The 22,085-nt window shown below is 71.3% G+C and carries 7 protein-coding genes; 3 read left to right on the forward strand and 4 right to left on the reverse strand.

Going from position 1 to position 22,085, the window contains the following annotated elements:
• Nucleotides 1–95: 95 nt before the first annotated feature.
• Entirely contained in the window at nt 96–347 is a 252-nt protein-coding gene (locus tag WMF42_RS15595) for a hypothetical protein (protein WP_437692728.1), read from the reverse strand.
• A gap of 345 nt (nt 348–692) precedes the next feature.
• Here WMF42_RS15595 and WMF42_RS15600 point away from each other — a divergent pair, with 345 nt between their 5' ends.
• The 3 genes from WMF42_RS15600 (at nt 693) to WMF42_RS15610 (ending at nt 7,202) form a co-directional block, all read left to right on the forward strand.
• Nucleotides 693–1,439, forward strand: coding sequence for an AAA family ATPase (locus tag WMF42_RS15600; RefSeq protein WP_437692729.1), 747 nt, complete (start codon nt 693–695; stop codon nt 1,437–1,439).
• Nucleotides 1,440–1,496: 57 nt separating this feature from the next.
• Complete coding sequence (locus WMF42_RS15605; RefSeq protein WP_437692731.1) at nt 1,497–4,589, forward strand: DUF3427 domain-containing protein; 3,093 nt, start codon at nt 1,497–1,499, stop codon at nt 4,587–4,589.
• Between the two features lie 630 nt (nt 4,590–5,219).
• A complete protein-coding gene (locus WMF42_RS15610) occupies nt 5,220–7,202 on the forward strand; it encodes a carbamoyltransferase family protein (RefSeq protein WP_437692732.1) in 1,983 nt (660 codons plus the stop codon).
• 55 nt (nt 7,203–7,257) lie between these two features.
• Here the strand turns inward: WMF42_RS15610 and WMF42_RS15615 are convergent, their stop codons facing one another.
• The 3 genes from WMF42_RS15615 to WMF42_RS15625 form a co-directional block, all read right to left on the reverse strand.
• Nucleotides 7,258–8,085, reverse strand: a complete 828-nt coding sequence (locus WMF42_RS15615) for an FkbM family methyltransferase (protein ID WP_437692734.1) — start codon at nt 8,083–8,085, stop codon at nt 7,258–7,260.
• 67 nt (nt 8,086–8,152) lie between these two features.
• Entirely contained in the window at nt 8,153–16,630 is an 8,478-nt protein-coding gene (locus WMF42_RS15620; protein ID WP_437692736.1) for an amino acid adenylation domain-containing protein, read from the reverse strand.
• 37 nt (nt 16,631–16,667) lie between these two features.
• On the reverse strand, nt 16,668–22,082 hold the full coding sequence (locus WMF42_RS15625) for an SDR family NAD(P)-dependent oxidoreductase (RefSeq protein ID WP_437692738.1): 5,415 nt from the start codon (nt 22,080–22,082) through the stop codon (nt 16,668–16,670).
• Between the last annotated feature and the right edge of the window lie 3 nt (nt 22,083–22,085).

The raw sequence follows: 22,085 nt of genomic DNA on the forward strand, positions 1-22,085 counted from the left end.
AGCTCGTCGACGCTTTCCGGTGCGAACTGGAGCTCATGGCTCCCGGTGAGCGATGAAGTGAACTCGATGGCTTGCCGGCTACAGGCGGGCCTCGCTCACCGTGAGCATGGGCCCTCCCGGTTCTCCAGGCAGTAGCTCAGCACGCACGTGGTGTGACGAATGGCCTCGGAGCCGCACGGGTCGAGCTCGCAAACGCTGCGCTGGTCGTTCAGGCAGCCCATGTAGTCGTCGAGCTCGCTCGTGCAGTCGGCTGCCTGGCTCTTGGCCTCCATGTCCTCGCACAGGCTCGCGCAATCCCAGGTCCTGGGTGGATGAACGGGGTCGAGCTCCTCTCGCCTCGTCCACATGGTTCCGCAGCCTGATTCATGCGCCTTCTTGCAGGTGCTCTCACAGTCAGCCCCGCAACCCATGGTAAGGCCGCTCATCAGCGTCAGGATGGATGCCGCGAGCGGCGTAGAACTGATCTTCATCATGATGATTGTCGCATGGTGGTGCGTCTCCTTGCGATCCGGGCAGGATTCGGACCGGCGCGCGAGCTGGCGCGCCCGCACGGGCCACCGCGCTCACGTGCAGTGCCCGCGCCTGGCGAGGCGACGTGCAGGCTCGCCGCCTGCGTGCGTTCCATCCCGCGTACGACGTGCTATCGCCCTGAGAACCCGCAAACGCTCGCACCCCACGGCATCGACACCCCCATGACGCGCGCCCTCCTCCAGCACGGCTTCATCCGCTCCGTCCAGCTCCTGCGCGAGCGGGTCGCCGACTTCTCCAGGTATCCGTTCAGCATCCCCGCCGTGCGCGGCCTGGAGGAGCTCGCGCTGCATCCCAAGGTGACCTTCCTCGTCGGCGAGAACGGCTCCGGAAAGTCGACCCTCATCGAGGCGCTCGCGCTGCTCGCCGGCTTCAACGCGGAGGGCGGCTCGAAGGGCTTCAACTTCTCGACCCGGCGCTCCGAGTCGGAGCTGCACACGGCGATGCGGCTCGTGCGCGGGCCGCGCCGCGAGAAGAACGGGTTCTTCCTGCGCGCCGAGAGCTTCTTCAACGTCGCCACCCAGGTGGACGAGCTGGAAGTGACCGCGGGCTACGGCGGCACGTCGCTGCACGAGCAGTCGCACGGCGAGTCGTTCCTGGCCCTCGTGAAGAACCGGTTCAAGCCGGACAGCCTCTTCCTCCTCGACGAGCCGGAGGCGGCGCTGTCGCCGGCCAGGCAGCTCACGCTGCTCGCGCGCATGCACGAGCTCATCGAGCGCGGTCGATCGCAGTTCATCATCGCCACGCACTCACCCATCGTGCTCGCCTATCCAGCGGCGACGATCTACCGGCTCTCGGAGGACGGCATCGCGCCGGTCGCGTACGAGGAGACGGAGCACTTCGCGCTCACGCGCGACTTCCTGCTGCACAGGGACCGCTTCTTCCGTGAGCTCTTCCGGGACGATGGGTGAGGGGCGCGCGCGACGGGGCGCCCCATGCATGGCCAGGGTGCCGTAGACTCGCGGGCGATGAAGGCGAGCCGGCGCGGTCTTTACGAGATCCTGGTGACGGAGGCGCTCGCGCCGGGCCTGCGTGAGATCGACGGCGGCCTGGAGGCCCGCACCGGGGAGCTCCGGGTTGCCGAGGCCGCCGACCGCATCGCGCTGCACCTGGGTCGTGTCGTGCAGCGCGCGATCGCGGGCGTGCGGGACAAGGAGCGCGTGAGCGTGGGCGTGGGGCTGGCGCGGAGGCTTGTCGCGCAGATCGACGAGGCGATCGCCGGCGCAGAGGTCCAGCCGGATGCGCCCGTCGAGCCGGGGACGGTGCTCCGGGCGATCGTGGGGCGGCAGCCGGACGGCAGGCCGGAGACGATCGACGAGCCGCTCATCCCGCTCCTCGACACGACGCTCCTCACCAACGCGCCTGGCGAGCCCAGGGTGGGTCATCAGCTCCTGACGGAGGTTCGATCGGCGGACCGCATCGACGTGGTCATGGCGTTCGTCCGCTGGAGCGGCATTGCCCCGCTCCTCGATGCCGTCCGCGTGCACCGTCAGGCGGGCCGGGAGCTGCGCGTGCTGACGACCACGTACACGGGATCGACCGAGGCGCGGGCGCTCGACGCGCTCCGCACGATCGGCGCCGACGTGCGGGTCTCGTACGACACGGGCACGACGCGCCTGCACGCGAAGGCCTGGCTGTTCCATCGCGCGTCGGGCTTCTCGACGGCCTATATCGGCTCCTCCAACCTGACGCACTCCGCGCAGATCAGCGGGCTCGAGTGGAACGTCCGCGTGTCCGGGGCCCGCAACCCGGATGTCGTCGCCAAGGTCGCCGCCGTCTTCGAGAGCTACTGGAACAGCGGCGACTTCGTGCCGTACGACCGCGAGGAGTTCCTGGATCGCATCGATCAGGCATCGAGCGGGGCGATCTCGGTGATCCTCAGCCCGGTCGAGCTCCGCGCAGAGCCGTTCCAGGAGCGCCTGCTCGAGCAGATCGCGCTCTCCCGCGAGCGGGGGCACCACCGCAACCTGCTCGTGTCGGCGACCGGCACCGGCAAGACGGTCATGGCGGCCATTGACTACGCCCGGCTGCGCGAGGCGCTGCCCCGCGCGCGGCTGCTCTTCGTGGCCCACCGCGAGGAGATCCTGGAGCAGAGCCTGGCGACCTTCCGTCAGGGCCTGCGGGATCACGCCTTCGGCGAGCTGTGGGTCGGCGGCCGCCGCCCGCGGCGCTTCGAGCATGTGTTTGCGTCGATCCAGAGCCTCGCCGCGGCGGGGCTCGACGATCTCGACCCGCGCCATTTCGACGTGGTGATCGTCGACGAGTTCCACCACGCCGCCGCGCCGTCGTACAGCGCCTTGCTGGAGCACGTGCGGCCCGTCGAGCTCCTCGGCCTCACGGCCACGCCCGAGAGGAGCGATGGGCTGCCGCTGCTCGGCTGGTTCGATGACCGGATCGCCGCGGAGCTGCGGCTCTGGGACGCGATCGACAAGCATCGGCTGGTGCCCTTCGTCTACCACGGCATCCACGACGGCCTGGACCTGCGCGAGGTGCCGTGGCGCCGCGGGCGCGGCTACGACGTCGAGGGGCTCTCCAGGCTGCTCACGGCCAACGACATCTGGGCCCGGCAGGTGGTGGCCCAGCTCGCCGCGCATGTCGATGACCCGCGGAAGATGCGGGCGCTCGGGTTCTGCGTCAGCATCGAGCACGCGCGGTTCATGGCGCGCGTCTTCCGCGAGGCGGGCATCGCGGCGACGGCCGTGTGGGGGGACAGCCCCGGTGAGGAGCGGCGCGCGGCCCTGGCGAAGCTGGGGGCGCGCGAGGTGAACGTCGTCTTCTCGGTGGACCTGTTCAATGAGGGGCTCGATGTCCCCGCGGTCGATACGCTGATCCTCCTGCGCCCGACCGACAGCGCAACGCTCTTCTTGCAGCAGCTCGGGCGCGGTCTGAGGCGCAGCGCCGGCAAGACCGTTTGCACGGTGCTCGACTTCGTCGGGCACCATCGCCGCGAGTTCCGGTTCGATCGCCGCTTCGGAGCCCTGCTCGGCGGGAGCAGGAAGGAGGTCATTCGGCAGATCGAGAGAGGATTTCCGTTTCTGCCCGCGGGCTGCCACATGGAGCTCGATCGGAAGGCGTCGGAGCTCGTGCTCGAGAACATCCGGCAAGCCGTGCCGTCGGGGTGGACGGCCAAGGTGGACGAGCTGAGGAGGCTCGCCCGCGGCGGGGACGTGAGCCTCGCGCGGTTCCTCGAGGAGACCGGGCTCGAGCTCGAGGACGTGGTTGCCGGCCAGCGGTCGTGGTCCGACCTCCGTTGTGAGGCGGGACTTCCGTTGCTGGGCGCGGGACCGCACGAGGAGGCGCTGCGGCGCGCGTGCGGGCGGCTGCTGCACGTCGACGACTTCGCGCGGATCGAGGCGTACCGCCGGCTGCTCGCGTCCGAGGCGTGTCCGGATCCGGCGGCGATGAGCGTCCGCGAGCGACGGCTCCTGCGGATGCTCGTCGCCACCGTGGCCGATCGCGCTGTCGGCAAGACGGCCACGCTGGCCCAGGCCTGCGCGCTGATCTGGGCGCATCCCCAGGTGCGCGCGGAGATCGTCGAGCTGATGGGCGTGCTCGCCGGGCGCGTCGACCATGTTCACCGGGCGCTCGCGGCCCGTCGGGACGTGCCGCTTGAGGTGCACGCGCGCTACTCGCGCATCGAGATCCTGGCGGCGTTCGGGGTCGGGGGCAGCGCGAAGGTCGCGCCATGGCAGACGGGCGTGTACTGGGCGAAGGACGCCAGGGCCGACCTGCTCGCGTTCACGCTCGACAAGACGAGCGGGCAGTTCTCGCCGACGACGCGCTACAGCGACCACGCCATCAGCCGGCAGCTCATCCACTGGGAGAGCCAGTCGACCACGCGCGCCGAGAGCGAGACAGGTCGACGCTACCGGCAGCACGAGGCGCTCGGCACGGCGGTGATGCTGTTCGCGCGGCTGCGCAGCGATGAGCGGGCGTTCTGGTTCCTGGGGCCGGCGAGCTACGTGCGGCACGAGGGCGAGCTGCCGATGGCGATCACGTGGCGGCTGCACCATGCGCTGCCGGGAGACCTGTTCGCTTCGTTCGCGGCGGCGGTCGCGTGAAGGGGCGATCCGGGCCCACGCAGCCTCCGAGCGAGGAGCCGAGAGGCGCAGGAGCTGGCCGTCCGACGGCGCGAGCGGGGTGGGGGAGGTCGCCTCCGCCAGGGCAACGGAGCGACGGTGGGAGGATGCCCAGGCGGCGCTGAGCCAGGCGGAGCTCGCGCTGGACGAGTTCCGGGGGACCGACGTGCAGCGCTCGGAACGCGGCGCTGCGCTCCTCGCGCAGGTCGTGCGGCTGCGGCCGGACGTCGACGCGGGCGTGGAGCAGACCCGGCAGCGGCGAGAAGCAGAGGAACGGCGGCGGCGCCGGGGGGCCACGGGAGCGGGGGAGACCCAGGGCCGGCCGGCGTTGCGGAGCGGACGCCGTCGCTGACCGATCTCGCGTGGGCGATAAACCTCCACGAAGGGGCCGGCGCGGCGCCACTGGCCGTGGCTCACGAGCACGACGCGCCTGGCCATGGGCTCCCTGTTCGCTGCCTCGGAGAGCCATTCTCCTGCAGAAACACGAATGCAATCAGCCCCGTTCGGCGCGTCAAACGCACCGATCGGGTCTCGCATTGATGGCCATGTCCGCGCGTCGATTTGCCCATCGACGATGGTTTACTTATCGCATTCGAATGCTACCCTCCATTCATGAGAATCCTTGGCCTAAGCGGCGGCCACGAGCCGGACCATCAAGGTTATCCGAGACCAGCATTCAACGCGGCGACGTCGCACGACGGCGCCGCCGTCCTCCTCGAGGACGGAGAGGTCGTCGCGGCGATCGAGCAAGAGCGGCTGAACCGACTCAAGCATTCGAACAAGGCCCCCTTCCAGGCAGCGCGCTTCTGCCTGGAGAGCCGGGGGCTCCGCGTCGACGATGTGGACACCATCTGCTTTTACATCAGCGAAGACTGGTGTAACGCCGCGGTGAAGCGCGGGCTCTTCTCCTCCGACCCCGAGCTGCGCACCGCGCACGATGTCATGAGGCGCCTCTTGCTCGCCGAGTTCGGCGTCGACGTGGAGCCCGAGCGCATCCAGTTCGTGAAGCATCACACGGCCCACGCGATGAGCGCCCTGATCGGCTCGGGGTACGAGAGCAGCCTCGTCTTGACGCTGGATGGCTGCGGCGATGGCGAGTCGGGATCCGTCTCCGTCGGCTCCGGCGGCGAGCTTCAATCGTTGAGGGACATCGCGGAGCGGGACTCGCTGGGCAATTTCTACGTCCAGGTGATACGGTTTCTCGGGTTCTCGCTGTTCGACGAGTACAAGGTCATGGGGCTCGCTCCGTACGGCGATCCGCGCAGGTACCGGGCGCTGTTCGAGGCGATGGTCACGCTGCTCCCGGAGGGCGCGTGGGCCATCGACGTCGACAAGATCGTCGATCTCCACGACGTGATCCGGCCGCGCGCCCCGCGGGAGCCGATCACGCAGGACCACAAGGATATCGCCGCCTCGCTCCAGGAGGCGCTCGAGACAATCGTCTTCCATTGCCTGCGGCACTTCCAGCGCGAGACCCGACAGGCGAGCCTCTGCTTCGCGGGCGGCGTCGCGCACAACTGCACATTGAACGGGAAGATCCTCCGCTCCAGGCTGTTCGAGCGGGTGTTCGTCCAGCCGGCCGCGCACGACGCCGGCTGCGCGCTCGGCTCCGCCATGGCCGTGCACATGCGAAAGGCTCCGGCGCGGCGACCGCCCGCGATGAGCCACCTGTACTGGGGAAGGCACATCGGCGAGCGGGCCGAGGTGCGAAGAGCGCTCGACGCGTGGCGCGACCTCATCAGCGTGGAGGAGCTCGCCGACGCGCCCAGGGCCGCCGCCGAGCTGATCGCGGCGGGGAGCGTGATCGGGTGGGCTCAGGGCCGGTCCGAGTTCGGTCCCCGCGCGCTCGGCAACCGCAGCATCGTGGCGGATCCCCGGCCGGCGGCGAACAAGGACATCATCAACGCGATGGTGAAGAAGCGCGAGGAGTTCCGGCCCTTCGCGCCCTCCGTCACCGAGGAGGACGCGCACGACTATTTCGATCTCGGCGGCGCGGAGACCTCGCCCTTCATGATCTTCACGGTGCCCGTCCACGAGCACAGGCGTCAGCAGCTCGGCGCCATCACCCACGTGGACGGGACCGCGCGCGTCCAGACGGTCTCCAGGCGCACGAACCCGCGCTTCTGGCAGCTCATCCGGGCGTTCGGCGACATCACCGGCGTACCGGTGGTGCTCAACACCTCCTTCAACAACAACGCCGAGCCGATCGTCGACTCTGTCGACGACTGCGTGACCTGTTTTCTGACGACGCGGCTCGACAAGCTCGTCGTCGGCGACTACCTCGTCCACAAGAAGCCTGCGCCGCCGTCGGCCTACGCGGAGCTCGTCCCGTCGTTTCCGACCTTCGTGAAGCTGCGCTCGCTGCGAGGCCCCGCGCCGGGCGGCTACGTGGTCGAGCGCGCGATCGTCACGACCTACAACGACGCGAAGTACCCTGTCTCCGCCGAGACGTTCGAGGTCCTGTGGCGGGCCGACGGCCGGAAGCGGCTCCGCGAGCTGCTCGACGACGTGACGGACAGGGAGGCGGTGATCGCCGAGCTGATCGAGCTCTGGTCGCAGCGCGTTGTGCGCCTCTTGCCTGCTATCGATCATTGACGGCGGGTGAGGGGGGGAGCCGCCGAGCACCCGGAGGCCGGCGCTCCCCCGCATTCTACCGGTACCCCGTCATGGTGATGATCACGTCCTCGGGGCAGATCTGATCGGTCTCCACCTCGAACCCGTGATCGCGCAGCATCCGCCGGACGCGCTCGCCTCTCCCGCCGAAGTCGTGCAGCTCGAGGACGACGGCCCGGATCCTGCCCCAGTCGCCGGGGCGAATGCCTTCCAGCACGTCGATCTCGGCCTTCTCGGCGTCGATCTTGAGCAAGTCGATGTGCCCGATCTGCTCCCGTTCGATGAGCTCGGACAGCGTCGTGAGCTCGCATTCCACGCGCCGCATGCCACGCCTCATCCACCACGCGTGACAGTCGATGAGCAGCGAGTTCACCGCGCGCGGGAGGCGCCTCATGTAGGCCGGCAGATCCGCGTGGTGCTTCTCTCGGATCCGTTCGTCGTAGATGGCCGCGAGCGTGGCCTCTTTGTCGTCGCTCGCCATCATGTCGTACATGCTCGAGATGGCGCTCTGGCGCGGAGCGTAGTGGAAGGTCGCGGCGCCCGCGGTTCGACCAAGGCCCGCGCGGTGCAGCCGCACGCGCTCCGATCCGGACGACCCCAGGTTCATCCGGAGGAGCTCGAATGTCTCAGGGATCGGCTCGAAACAGTGGATCCGCGCTCGTCCGCCCGTGCGCTTCAGCACCTCGAGCGCGAAGAGCCCGATGTTCGCGCCGACGTCGATCACCGTCACCTCGCCGCCGGCCAGGAGGCGCTGCACGCGAGGCCTGAAGTAGCCCTGCACCTGGAGATGCAGGGTCCTCGCCATGTCGGGGACGCGATCGTGAACGACCCTTTGATCCGGCAACTGGATTGAGAACGTCTTCATGCTGGCTCATCCCGATGTGTTGTTTCCGTCCCTCGCGCCGCCGCGCGCACACGAACGCGGGCCCCGCTCACCGGCACGCGCGCGCGATCGCCCGCAGATCGTCGATGACGTCGCCGGCGACCCTCTGCGCTGTCGCCGGCGCATGCACGTTTGCGCTGTAGCGCCACCTGAACGTCAGGGCCTCTCCGCGGACAAGGACGTGGCACTCGAACAGGTTGAACCGCAGGTTCGTCGCCGCCTCGTCATACCCCGTGGATTCATTCGCCACGCGCAAGATCGATCCCTGCGCGGGCGGCTCGACGCGCCCCTGGTAGTTGAACAGGATCCCCGGTCGCTTCCGGAGCCGCCCGAGCTCCGCGCTGAGCCGGGCGTCACCGCCGAGGTACTTGAGGAGGTTGTAGCCATGGCCCCCGTTCGGGATGCGATCGATCTGCCGGCTCACGTCGAGCAGCGCCGCGAGGGGCTCTTCTTGGCTCGGGCGCCGGAGCACGAGCACCCGCTCGGCGCTCAGCCAGCCCACCGTGCGCGACGCGTCGAGCTCCGCGCGGTGGGGCATCAGATCACGCCCCGAGTTCAGGACCATGATGTCCTGCAAGGAGCGGCCCGTCCAGGCTGTCACGCCGCGGAGGACCGCGGCGATGAGCGCGTTCTCCGTGCTCACCCCGAAGCGCGCCGGCAGGTCCCGCAAGATGACCTGGGACTCCTGCTCGGGGAGCGACGCCCAGTGATCGCGGACCGACGCCACTGTATGGAGATGCCGGGTCGCCGGGTGGTCCGCCGGGAGGAGGTCGATCTCGTCCCAGGGCAGCGAGAGCCAGTAGGCGCGCTCCCTCGGCAGGACCTCGTCGTTCACCCACCGCTCGAGCGCGCGCGTCCAGCGGCCGGGCGAGGCGCCCCTGGGCGGCAGGCGGGGCGCGGCCGTCGTCGCGAGCTGATGCGCGAGCTGATGATAGATGGATTGCAGGTCGAGCGCGGCGATCATCATCGATATCCAGTCGACGACGAGGTGGTGCGCGTTGAGCCATAACCGGCCTCGCCCCTGCTCGTCCCACCGGAAAAACACGATCCGGAACAGCCGCCCGCGCTCGAGCTCGTACTCGTCCTGCATGCGATCGCAACGCCGCTCGAGCTCGGCCGGGCGCTGATCCTCCGGGACCTTCGACAGATCCACGCACGCGAACGGCGCCTCGGTCCACGGCTCGTCGATCACCTGGCGAAAGCCGCTCGGAGCGCGCTCGAAGCGCGCGCGGAGCGCCTCATGGCGGTTCACGAGGATCAGCGAGGCGCGCGCGAGCCTGTCGAGATCGAGCGGCGCCACGGCCTCGAGCAGCAGGTTCACGTTCCAGCGCGCCGGGCGGGTGCGCTCGTGGGCCTGCTCCAGGTACCAGCGCTGGAGGGCGGTGAGCGGTTGCTCCCCGATCTCTCGTTCGACGTCCCCCTCCGCGCGGTCCAGGGAGGCGCGTGCGGTCACCAGGCGCGCGATCGTCTGGTGCTGGAAGAGCTGCCGCGGCGTCATGTCGAGCCCCGCCTCCCGCGCCCGCTCCACCAGCGCGATGCCAAGGAGCGAATCCCCTCCGAGCGCGAAGAAGTTGTCGTCAACGCCCACCCGATCCAGCTTGAGGACGCCGGCCCAGAGCGCGGCCATCCGGCGCTCTGCCTCCGACGACGGCGCCCGGTAGGCCGCGCTCGCCCCAGGGCGGTGCTGGAGGGCCAGATCGAGGACGGCTCTCCGATCGACCTTGCCGTTGGCCGTCAGCGGCATGCGATCGAGCGCGACCCACGCGCCGGGCACCATGTACAGCGGCAGCCTCGCGGCGACGACCTCCTCCAGGACGCGAGGATCGAGCGCGGCGCCCCGTTCAGCCACGTAGCAGGCGACGAGGCGCCTGGTCCCGCTCGGGGTCGTGTCCACGCACACCACCGCTTGCCTGACCTCGGGGTGCTGCGCCAGCGCGGCTTCGATCTCCCCGAGCTCGATGCGGTTCCCCTGGATCTTCACCTGGAAGTCCTCCCGCCCGATGAGCTCGATGTTCCCGTCCGGGAGGAACCGCCCGAGATCGCCAGTCCAGTAGAGCCGCTCGCCCGTCTCCGGGTGCTCGAGGAAGCGCTCCGCTGTCTGCTCAGGATCCCGATGGTAGCCGCGGGCGAGGCAGATCCCACCGACGTACATGCGGCCGACGACCCAGTCGGGACACGGCTGCATGCGCTCGTCGAGCACGTGGACACGCTGGTTTCTGAGGGGCTTGCCGTAAGGGATGCTCTTCCAGGTCGGGTCCACCTCGCCGATGGGATAGAAGATCGACCAGATCGAGGTCTCCGTCGGCCCCCCCGCCCCGATGACCCGCGCCCCCGGGCAAGCGCGGCGGATCTGATCGGGCAGGGACACGGGGATCCAGTCGCCGCTCAGGATGACCCAGCGCAGCGAGGGACACGCCGGAGGACCGCCGCCGAGGTGCTCGATGAACATCTGCATCAGCGCGGGCACCGAGTTCCAACCCGTGATCTGGTGGGTCTCGATGAGGTGCCGCCAGTGCGCCGGATCCCGCGCGCCCTCCGGTGAGGGGATGACAAGGGCGCCTCCCGCGCCGAGCAGCCCGAACACGTCGTACACGGAGAGATCGAAGTGGACGGCCGAGAGCGCGAGGGCGCGATCCGAGGAGGAGACATGGAAGCGCTCGTTGATCTCGAGGATCGTGTTCAGCGGGCCGCGGTGATCGAGCGCAACGCCCTTGGGCTTCCCCGTCGAGCCCGACGTGAACAGCACGTAGGCGAGATCGTCCGGCCCCTGGACCGCCGCGACCGGGCTGTCGTCCTCCGACGCGAACGCGCCGTCGTCGTCGACAGCGATCAGGCGCAGGGCCTCGGGCCAGGCCAGCGAGGAGGCCAGGCGCGCCTGCGTGAGGACGATCTCCACCTGCCCCTGCTTCAGGGTCGTGCGGATGCGCTCGATGGGCCACTCCGGATCGACGGGCAGGTACGCCGCCCCCGATTTGAGGGCCGCCAGGATCGCCACGATCTGCGCCCATCCCTTGGCCGTGGCCACCGCGACGAGCGCGTTCGGTCGGGCTCCGAGCGCGCGAAGGCGCCGGGCGAGCGCGCTGCTCTGCCGATCGAGCTCCCCGTAGGTCAACGTCCTCTCGGGGCTGATGACCGCCGGCGCGGAGGGCCGCAGCGCCGCCTGCCGCATGAACCCGCTGTGCAGGAGGTCGCTCGAGACCTCGCGCGTTGTGTCGTTGACGCGGGCGCGGACAGCCCGCTGCCGCTCCGGGAGCTCGATGGTCGCCGCCCTTGTCCAGGACGCGTCGTCCCGAGAGAGGCGGCCCAGGAGCGCCTCGTACGCCTCCAGGAGATCCACAGCGAGGCCTTCAGGAAACAGATCGTCGGCGGCGCCGGAGCTCAGCGCGAAGCCCCCCTCGTCCTGCCGGATCTCGTGCTCGATGCAGGCAGCCTGCGTGCCCTGTCCACCTCGCTCGGACCGGAAGGGCGCGGCGACGTGCAGCCTGACGGCCGTCGCGCCGGGGTGACGCGCGCCTTCGTCCGGCGCCCGCGTCCCGGGCGCGACGCGCGCGACGGCCTCGTCGAAGGACCGGGCGAGATCGACGAACGGCGCCTCGCCACCGCGGCTCACCTCGATCCCGCCGCTCCCCGCGCCGATGGAGACGGACAGCACGCCGTCCGCCGGCTCGCCCGGCGCGCCGACGACGATGACCAACGGCGACGTGCTCCACGCGGCGACCGCCTGCGCGAAGGCGACGACGACGGCTGCCCCAGGGCTCACGCCGAGGAGCGCCGCGCGCGCCTCGATCCGGCGGAGGAGCCCGGCGTCGACGCGCCGGGCGCGGCGGACGAGCCGAGGAGGCTCCCCCGCGGGGGCGCTCCGCACGAACGGGAGCGCGGGCGCCGAGAGCGCCCGGCGCGCAGCCGCGGCCGTCGCCGGTCCGAGCGCGTCGCCGCCGAGGAGCGCCGAGACCCTCTTCTCGGGCTCACGCGCCGCTTCGGCGAGGAGGCGCTGGAGGAGCTCGGCATGGCGCGCGATCGTCGCCTCGCAGAACAGCGCCGTGTCGTACTCGATATGACCGCTCAGGGTCGCTCCGTCGTGCTGCATCGACAGGGTGATGTCGTACTGCGACGTCCCGGGATCGATGTCGATCGGCGTCACCCGCGCCCGCCCCAGCGCGATCGGCGCGGGCACCTTGGGCTGGAAGGCGAACATCACCTGGAACAGCGGAGTCCGGCCGAGGTCTCGCTCCGGTCGAACGGCGTTGACGAGCCGCTCGAACGGGATGTCCGCGTGAGCGAACACGCGCACCGCCGTGCTGCGCACCCGCGCGAGGAGCTCGCCGAACGGCGGATCGTCCCCGAGATCGCCGCGGAACACGAGGGGGTTCACGAAGCACCCGATGACGCCCTCGAGCTCTCGGTGATCACGCCCCGCGATCGGCGTCCCGACGAGGAGGTCCGCCTGCCCGCTGAGCCGATGGAGCAGCGCGAGGAACCCGCCCATCAGGACCATGAACGGCGTCACGCCGCGCTCGCGGCCGAGGCCCTCCACGGCCTCCGTCAGCGCTCGCGAGAAGCGGAAGTGGTGCCGCGCCCCCTGAACCTGCTTCTCCGCGGGGCGAGGGTGATCCGTCGGGAGATCGAGCGTCTGGCTGGCGCCCGCGAGCTCGGCCTTCCAGAACGCGATGTCCTCGCTCCGTGTCGCCTCGTCCCAGCACCGCCGCTCGTGGACCGCATGGTCGCCGTGCTGGACAGGGAGCGCGCCCCAGCGCGGGCGCTCGCCCGTCGAGATCGCTTCATAGGCGGCGGCGAGCTCGCGCACGAAGATCTCGTGCGACCAGCCGTCCGTCACGATGTGGTGCATCGCGAACGCGAACAGGTACCGCTCGTCGTCGATCTGCGCGAGCTCGGCCCGCACAAGGGGGCCTCTGGCGAGGTCGAACGGGCGCCCGGCCATCCGCCGGAGCCGCGCGAGCGCCGTCGCCTCGCGCGCGTCCGGAGCGAGCGCCGGGCGCCGGTTGTCGATCTCCTCGAAATCGAGCTGCGCCGACGGCTGGACGATCTGGACGGGCGCCCCGTCCACGACGCGGAACACGGTGCGGAGGGCCTCGTGCCGCTCGATGACGGCATGAAGCGCGCGCTCGAGGGAGCGCACGCACAGGGGCCCCGCGATCTCGGCCGCACCACCGACGTTGTAGGCCCCTGTCCCGGGCGCCAGCCGGTCCAGGAACCAGAGCCGCGTCTGCGCGTACGACAGCGGGATCACAGCGCCCGGGTCGCGGCGGCGCAGCGCCGGGCGCGTCGATGGACGCGCGCTCTCGTCGATCCGCCGGGCCAGGTCGGCGAGCACCGGCGTGTCGAACAGCCACCGGAGCGGCACCTCGGCGCCCGCTCGCTCGCGGATGCGGGAGACGACGCGCATCGCGAGCAGCGAGTGGCCCCCGAGCTCGAAGAAATTGTCGGTCCTGCCCGGCGCGCGCCCGAGGAGCTCTTCCCACACAGCGGCCACGAGCCTCTCCGTCTCGGTCGCCGGCACCTGCCGATCGCGCGCCGGCGCGCGCTCCAGCGCGTCCGGGCCCGGGAGCGCCTTGCGGTCGATCTTGCCGTTCGGCGTCTGCGGCAGCCGCGGCAGCTCGATGAAGCGCGCCGGGAGCATGGCTTCGGGCAAGAACGCGCGCGCGTGCGCCCTGAGCGCGTCGGGGCTCACCGGCTCCGCCGCGGGCACGTAATAGGCCACGAGCACCGATTCGCCCACCGGGTCCCTGTGCGCCGCGCAGACGCACTCCCTGACGCCGGGGTGGCGCGCCACGGTCGCCTCGATCTCGCCGAGCTCGATGCGGAAGCCGCGGATCTTCACCTGATGATCGATCCGGCCGAGGAACTCGAGCAGCCCGTCCTGCGCGATTCGCGCCAGGTCGCCTGTCCGGTACATCCGCGCGCCCGGCGCCGCCGAGAACGGGTCGTCGACGAACCGTTCCCGGGTCAGGTCGGGCCGGCCATGGTAGCCACGGGCCAGGCCCGCTCCGCCGATGTACAGCTCCCCGGCCACGCCGATCGGGAGCGGCTCGCGCCGCTCATCCAGGATGTAGATGCGCGTGTTGGCGATCGGGGATCCCAGGGTGATCCTGTCCGGATCGTCGACGCGCGCCGCGGCGGACCACACGGTCGTCTCCGTCGGGCCATACAGGTTCCAGAGGCAACCCGCGCGCACGCCGAGCTCCCGGGCGAGGTCCGGCGGAAGCGCCTCCCCGCCGGACAGCGCGCGGAGGTGCGGGCTGCCGGTCCACCCCGCCGCGAGCAGGAGACGCCACGTGCTCGGCGTCGCCTGCATGACAGTCGCTCTCGAGCTCTCCAGCGCTCGCAGGAGCGCGGTGCCGTCCCGCGCGTCGGCGGCGGACACGAGGACAGTCCTTGCGCCGACGCTCAGCGGCAGGAACAGCTCCAGGACGAAGATATCGAACGACGCCGTTGTCACCGACAGCATCACGTCGCCGGCGTCGAGGCCGGGCCTGTCCCGCATCGCCTCGAGGAAGTTCACGACGCTGCGGTGCTCGACCTGAACGCCTTTGGGGTGCCCTGTCGAGCCCGACGTATAGATGATGTAGGCGAGATTCCGGCTGCACGGCGGAGCCACGAGCGGCTCCTCGGCCAGGCCGGCCTCCGCGGTGAGATCCTCGAAGAGCACCGTCCGCTGCGGCTCGCCGGCGGGCGAGGGGCGCAGCGCGCGCTGCGTGAGCAGGACGGCGGTCCCTAGATCGCGCAGGATGTAGCCGATGCGCTCGCCCGGCAGCGCGGGATCCAGGGGCACGTAGGCGCCGCCCGATCTCAGGATCGCGAGCAGCCCGATGACGAGATCGAGCGATCGCTCCATGCAGATCGCCACCGGGACGTCCGGGCCGACGCCCATCGCGCGCAGCCGGCGCGCGAGACGGGCGGAGGCGCGGTCGAGCTCTCCGTACGTGATCTCGTCGTCGCCGAGCGCGAGCGCGACGCGCTCCGGATGGCGCTGCGCCTGCCGCTCGAAGAGCTCGTGCACGCAGAGATCCTCGGCAAAAGGCCGCTCCGTCCGGTTCCATCGCTCGAGGAGCAGCGCGTCGTCCTCGTGCACGACAGGCAGATCGAGCACGCGCGTGTCGGGGCGCGTGGCCGCCGCGCGCAGGAGCGCCTCATAGCTCCTGAGCATCCGGTCCACCGTCTCGCGGCGGAACAGATCGGTGTCGTACTCCAGATCGAGCCGGATGCCCTGGGGGCGGTCCCAGGCCTCGACGGTCCAGTCGTACTTCGACGTCATCACCGGCACCTCGACCGGCTCGAGCGTGAGCCCCGTGAAGACCGGCAGATCGGCCGCCGCGCTCTGCAGGATGAACAGGGTCTGGAACAGCGCCGCGTGGGACGTGCTCCTCTCGGGTTGCAGCGCCTCCACGAGCAGCTCGAACGGCAGCTCGTCGTGCGCGAAGGCGTCGAGCACGTCGCGCTTCGTCCGGCGGAGGAGCTCGACGAAGCCGGGGTTGTCCGAGAGGTCGGCGCGAAGCGCGAGGTTGTTGACGAACATCCCGGCCAGCGGCTCGATGTCTCGCCGCGTCCGCCCGGCGACGGGCGACCCGACCACGACGTCGAGCTTCTGCGTGACGCGACAGAGGAGGATCTGGTACGCGGCGAGGAGCGCCATGAAGAGGGTGACGCCCTCCCGCTGGCACAGCGCCTTCACCTCCGCGGAGAGCCGGGGTGACAGCGTGAGCGACGCCTTCGCTCCCCGGTGCGCCTGCGAGGCCGGGCGCGGCCGGTCCAGCGGAAGCTCGACGAGCGCCGGCGCGCCGCGCAGCCGCTCTTTCCAGTACGCGAGCTCTCGTTGAAGGCGCTCCTGGCTCCACTGGCCTCGCTGCCAGACGGCGTAGTCGCCATACCGGACGGGCAGCTCGGGCAGCCGCGGGGCGCGCCCCGCGACCAGCTCGTTGTAGAGCGTGGCGAGGTCCCGGAGCAGCACGCCCCAGGTCCAGTGATCGCTGGCGATATGATGCGTCGCCAGGAGCAGGACGTGCTCCTGCGCTGTCAGGCGAAAGAGGGCTGCCCGGAGGAGGTCGCCTCGGTCCAGCGCGAAGGGCGCATGGGCGATCTCTGCGCACCGGAGGGCGAGCTCGCGCTCGCGGGCCGCCGGCGCCGTCGTGGAGAGGTCCGTGACCGCCACGGCGACGCCGGACGCTGGCAGCACCTCCTGATAGGCGTCCTCGGTTTCCTCGCCGAAGCGCGTCCGCAAGATCTCGTGCCGCTCCGCGAGGAGCGAGATCGCCCGCTCCAGCGCCGCCACGTCGAGCGAGCCCCGGAGGCGCGCCGCGCCGTGGAGATTGTACGCAGGGCTGTCGGGCTCGTACCGGTACAGGAACCAGAGCCGCTGCTGCGCGAACGACAGGGGGAACCTCGATCGCGTCCCGGTCCGCTGTGGCCCCGCCGCCGCGCCGCCGGAAGGACGTTGTCCCTTCAGCTTCGCGACGAGCGCCTTGAGCTCCTCGGACGACAGGCCTTTGATCCGCTGCTGCAGCTCGCTCAACGTGGCGTTCCTCTCCGGGTTCCGGGGCGTTCGTGGTTCAGGACGGCTCGCCGGGCGCGGCGGCGTCTGTCATCGACTCGAGCAGCGCGAGGCGCTCGGCGAGAGCGCTCGTGATCTTCTCGGCGAGCCCCGCGACGGTCGCCCCCTCGAACATGTCCTGTTTCGGCAGATCGACGTCGAACGCCTCCTTGACCCGCGAGAGGACCTGGATCGCCAGGAGCGAGTGGCCGCCGAGGCTGAAGAACTCGTCGTGGATCCCGATGGGCCGCCGGCCGAGCAGCTCCTCCCACTGCGAGCACAACACGCGCTCTATCTCGTCGCGAGGCCGCTCGTCGTCGCCGAGGCGCCGCCGCGGACCCGCGGAGGGCTCCAGCCGGGCGCGGCGCTGCTGCTCGGCGAGGGCAGGGAAGTCGTGCGGCGAGACAACGATCTGCTCGGGCCCGGTGAGCGCGAGGATCTGCTCGATGGCCCTCATCCCGTCTTCCGGGGCGATGCCGCGCGACGTCCGCTGCGGCGGCGCGGAGAGGGCGGCTCCGGCGCCGCCGTGGACGCGCTGGAGGACGAAGCCGGTCACGTCGGCGATGACCCGCTCCTGCTCGTCGAGCAGGGTCACGTCCGCGGAGAGCACACGGCCAGGCTCTGTCTCCTCTCGGCGCAGGCGAACATGGCTGAACAGCCTCGATGGAGTGGGCGCCAGGCAAACCACGCGGCCATACGCCGCGGGGAGATAGATCCCTCGGGGATCGAGCACGGCGGTCGACGCGGTGGCCACGTCGAGCAGCGCTGGATGCAAGCCGTACACGGACAGGTCCGCCGCGAACTCCGGGCGAAGACGGATGTCGACGAGGGCCTCGTCCTCCCCGACATGGAGCGATTCGACGCAGTCCCAGCGAGGTCCCCACCGCAGCAGGCGGCTCGCGTTGACGGCCTCGAAGAGCTGCCGGGCCGCGGCCGGGCGGCAGCGCCGCCGGATCGACTCGACCGGCGCGCGCTCGCGCGCCTCGCCGAGAGCAGGCGCCCAGTAGCCCGACGCGAGGCGCTCCCTGGCCCCGGTGGGGCCCGGAGCGAAGATCGAGAACTCGGTCCGCGTCCCGCTCCGCTCTGTCGCGAGACAGACGTCCTGCGGCGCCCCGTCCTCCACGCGGCAGGGCGCGTGGAAGCGGACCTCCTGCAGCTCCACGGCACCCATCCCCGAGAGCGTGGCCGCGGCCCGCGCCATCTCGAGCAGGGTCGTGCCGGAGACGAGCCCGGCGTGCTGCGTCCGGTGCTCCACGACTGGCCAGTCGCGCGCCAGGCTGAACCGCTTGTGGAATGCCCGCGGCCCGGCCGCCCCGCCTTCAACCCTGTCGATCAGCGGGTGTGGCCCCCGCAGGTTCGACCTCGGCCCAGGCGGCAACGGCCCCGGCCGGGTGACCCCGGCCCGCGCCGCCATGCCGATCTGCTCCCAGCCGTCCCACGCGATGGCGAAGCTCGGGTTGCCTGTCGTGCTCTGGTGCGCCCCGGCGAAGGCGTCGAGGTACGCGTTCGCGGCAGCGTAGTCCGCCTGGCCGATCGCCCCGAGATGGGAGAACGTCGACGAGAACAGCACCAGGAAGGGCTGCTCCCGCTCCTGCCCGAGCTTGTCGGCGAGGTTCCGTGTCCCGGTGGTCTTCGGCGACAGCACCTGGCAGATCTCCTCGTTCGTCCGCGCCTGGAGCGGGCCGGCGCCCGGAACCCCGGCGCCGTGGAAGACCCCGTCGACGCGCCCGAAGCGGGCCCTCGCCTCGGCGAACGCGCGCGCCACGTCCCGCGGCTCGGCCACGTCCCCGGTGGCGACGACGAGCTCTGTCCCCTGCGCCTCCATCCGCTCCAGCGCCTCGAGGATCTCGGCGATCGAGGCCAGCGCGTCGTCGCGCTCCCGGTAGCTCGACCACGCCGATCGCGGCGGGAGCGGCGTTCTCCCCATCAGCACGAGCTTCGCCGACCAGGTGCGCGCGAGGTGCTCGGCGAGACGCAGCCCGAGCCCACCGAAGGCGCCCGTGATCATGTAGACGCCCCCTCGCCGCAGGCGCGACGCCTCCGCGGCCGGCGAAGGAGGATGGACCGGCTGGAACGCCGGAGCCCAGCGCTGCTGCGCGCGCAGGAGCACGAGGTCGTGCTCCGGCTCGCCCGCGAGCTCCCGGAAGACGGCCCGCGCCCACGGCGCGTTCGTCTCGCCGTCCCGCGGCGGGATCACATCGACGACGCGACAGCGGACGCCGGCGAGCTCGTTGCCCAGGCTGCGGCAAAGGCCGATGAGCGCGGCTTGGTCCGGCGAAGGGGTCACCTCGCCGGCGATCGCGTGGGCTCCCCGGGTGACGATCGCGAGCTCGATCTCGGCCCTCGGCGGCGCGGCGCCGAGGCTCCGCGAGACGGCGCACACGCTGAGCAAGCCCCGCCGCAGGGTCTCTTCAGCGCTCTTGCCCGGCCCCCCCAGCGCGCTCCACAGGTGGACGATGCGCCGGGGGAAGATGCCTTGCCCGTCGAGGGTCGAGAGCAGCGCCCGGAAGTCCTCCTCGCTGTCAGGGCGCAGGACGAACGCGGAGGCGCCCGACGCAGCGAACGCCGGCCCGGGGCGGGCCGTGATCAAGCGAGCGCCCGCGTCGCGGAGGTGCGCTTCCAGCGCGCCCGCGCTCTCGCCTGCGTCGGTGAGGAGCAGCCACGGCGCCTCGTCCGCCGGCCGGGATACCGGGGCGGCCTCGTGGAGACGGGACCAGCGGAGCCGGAACAGCCGCGCACCGCCGGCGTCCTCCGCGCCCTCGGGGGCCGTCGCCTCCGCCGTGCTCGTGGGCGGCTCCGGTGGGCCGTCCTCGACAGCGTGGCGCGTCCGCTCGAAGGGGTAGGTAGGCAAGGGGACCCGGCGCGCCCGGGCGTCCGGGAAGACCGCTTGCCAGCGCAGGTCGGCGCCGCGCGCCCACAGCTCGCCGGCCGCTTCGAGCAGCACGCGCCGGCCCTTCCCGGCGTCGCCAGGCCCGGGCAGCAGCGGAACGGCTGCGCTCTCCGCGTCGCCCCCGAGCCCCGCGCGCACGAGCGAGCACAACGTCGAGCCGGGCCCGACCTCCACGAAGAGATGCGGCCGCCCGCCCTCGAGCACCGCTCTGACGCCGTCTCCGAAGCGGACCGCGCGCCGCAGGTGGTCGGCCCAGTACTGGGCGCTCCGCGCCATCGAGCCCGTCATCCACCCGCCGGTGACGTTGGAGAGGACGGGTATCCGGGGTTCGCGCAACGTGAGCCCCGCCATGGCCCTGCGGAACTCGTCCAGGATCGGCTCTGTCGCCGCGGAGTGGAAGGCGTGGGAGGTATGGAGCCGGCGTCCCTTGATCCCGCGCGCCCCGAGCTGTGCCTCGTACCTCGCGACGGCCGCCTCGGCGCCGGAGACGACGCACAGCTCGGGCGCGTTCACCGCGGCGAGCGACAGCGCCGCCGGCAGGCTCTCGAGCACCGCCCCCTCGGACAGCGGCACCGCGAGCATCGCCCCGCGCGGCAGCGACTGCATCAACCTCGCGCGCACAGCGACCGCCCGGAGCCCGTCCTCGAGCGAGAGCACCCCCGCGACGCAGGCCGCGACGAGCTCGCCGACGCTGTGCCCGAGGAGCGCCTCGGCGCGCACTCCCCACGACTCGAGCAGCCGCGCCGCGGCGTACTCGACGACGAACAACGCCGGCTGAGCGACCTCTGTCTCCCGGAGCTCGTCGGCCGGGCCGTCGAACAGCAGCGCGCGCAGGTCGCGGCCGAGGAGCGGCCGGAGCCTCTCGGCGCACTCATCCACTGTCTCCCGGACGACGGCGTGCTCGTCGTACAGCGCCCGGCCCATTCCGGGGTGCTGGCTCCCCTGTCCGGTGAACAGCATCACCACGCCGGCGGGGCCCCGCCGCGCCCCTCGCCCCGGCCCGGGCTTGCGCAGCCGCGCGACGGCGTCGGGCAACGAGGACGCGACGACGACATCGCGGTGCAAGAACCTCCGCCTCCCCTCGAGCAGCGTGAACGCCGCGTCGCGCAAGGAGAGCTCCGGGTGCGCCTCGAGATGCTCCGCGAGGCGCGATCGCATCTGCGCCAGGGCCGCCTCGCTCCGGGCCGACAGCGCCAGGATCTCGCTCTCTCCCGCGGGGGTCGGCTGGTAGGCAGGACCTTCCTGGAGGACAGCGTGCACGTTCGCCCCCCCGATGCCGAACGAGCTCACGCCGGCTCGCCGAGGGCCGTTGTCCCTCGGCCAGGCACGGAGCGCCGTGTTCACGTGGAAAGGGGAGCTGTCGAGATCGATCTCCGCGTTGGGCCGCTGGTAGTGGAGCGTGGCCGGGATCTGCGCGTGCCGGAGCGCCAGCACCGTCTTGATGAGCCCGACGATGCCGGCCGCCGTGTTCGAGTGGCCCACGTTCCCTTTCACCGATCCGAGGGCGCACCGGCGGAGCGGGGCGGGGGCGCGCCGGAAGGCTTGTTCCAGGGCGCGGACCTCGATCGGGTCGCCCAGCGATGTGCCGGTCCCGTGCGCCTCGACGTAGTCGATGGTGTCCGGCCGGACGCCGGCCACCTCGTGCGCCATCACGATCACCGAGGCCTGCCCGTCGATGCTCGGGGCGGTGTACCCGACCTTGGCGGCGCCGTCGTTGTTCGTCGCGGACCCGAGGATGACCGCGTGGATGAAGTCGCCCTGCTCGATCGCTTCCTCGAACCGCTTGAGCACGACGACCCCGACCGCGTCGCCGAACACAGTGCCCGCGGCGTCGGCGTCGAAAGGACGGCAGTGGCCGTCGGGAGAGCATGGCCCGCCCTTCTCGTGGAAGTACCCGCGCCGCTCCGGGAACATCACCGATGCAGCGCCCGCGATCGCCATGTCGCACTCGACGGCGCGCAGGCTCTGGCATGCCTGATGGACCGCCGCGAGCCCGGTGGAGCAGGCCGTCTGGACGCTGATGCTCGGGCCCTTGAGGTTGAGCTTGTACGCGACGCGCGTCGTCAGATAGTCCTTGTCGCTCGCGATCAGGAGCTGAATCGCCTCGGATGAATCGAACTTCTGAAGCAGCGCGCGGTGGTGCGAGAGGAGATACGTGTTCATCATGGCGCCGGCGAAGACGCCGATCCAGCCGGGGTACCGCTCGGCGTCGTAGCCTGCGTCCTCGAGCGCCTCGTACGCGCACTCGAGGAACAGCCGCTGCTGCGGATCGATCCACCGCGCCTCCCGCTCGCTGTATCCGAAGAAGTCGGCGTCGAACCACTCCGGCCTGTCGAGGCAAGGTCGTGCCTTGACGTAGCTCGGATCCATCACCCGGGCGCGAGGGACCCCGGCGGCGAGCAGCTCCTCTTCCGTGAAGCGGGTGATGGACTCCCTGCCATCGCGCAGGTTCCTCCAGAACGCCTCCGGATCGTTCGCCTGCGGGAATCGCCCGCTCAGCCCGATGATCGCGATGGCGTCGCCCAGATCTCCGAGGTCCTGCATCGT

Origin of the sequence: Sorangium sp. So ce176 (assembly GCF_051519835.1) — a bacterium.
In the GTDB taxonomy this organism is placed as follows: domain Bacteria; phylum Myxococcota_A; class Polyangia; order Polyangiales; family Polyangiaceae; genus Sorangium; species Sorangium cellulosum_G.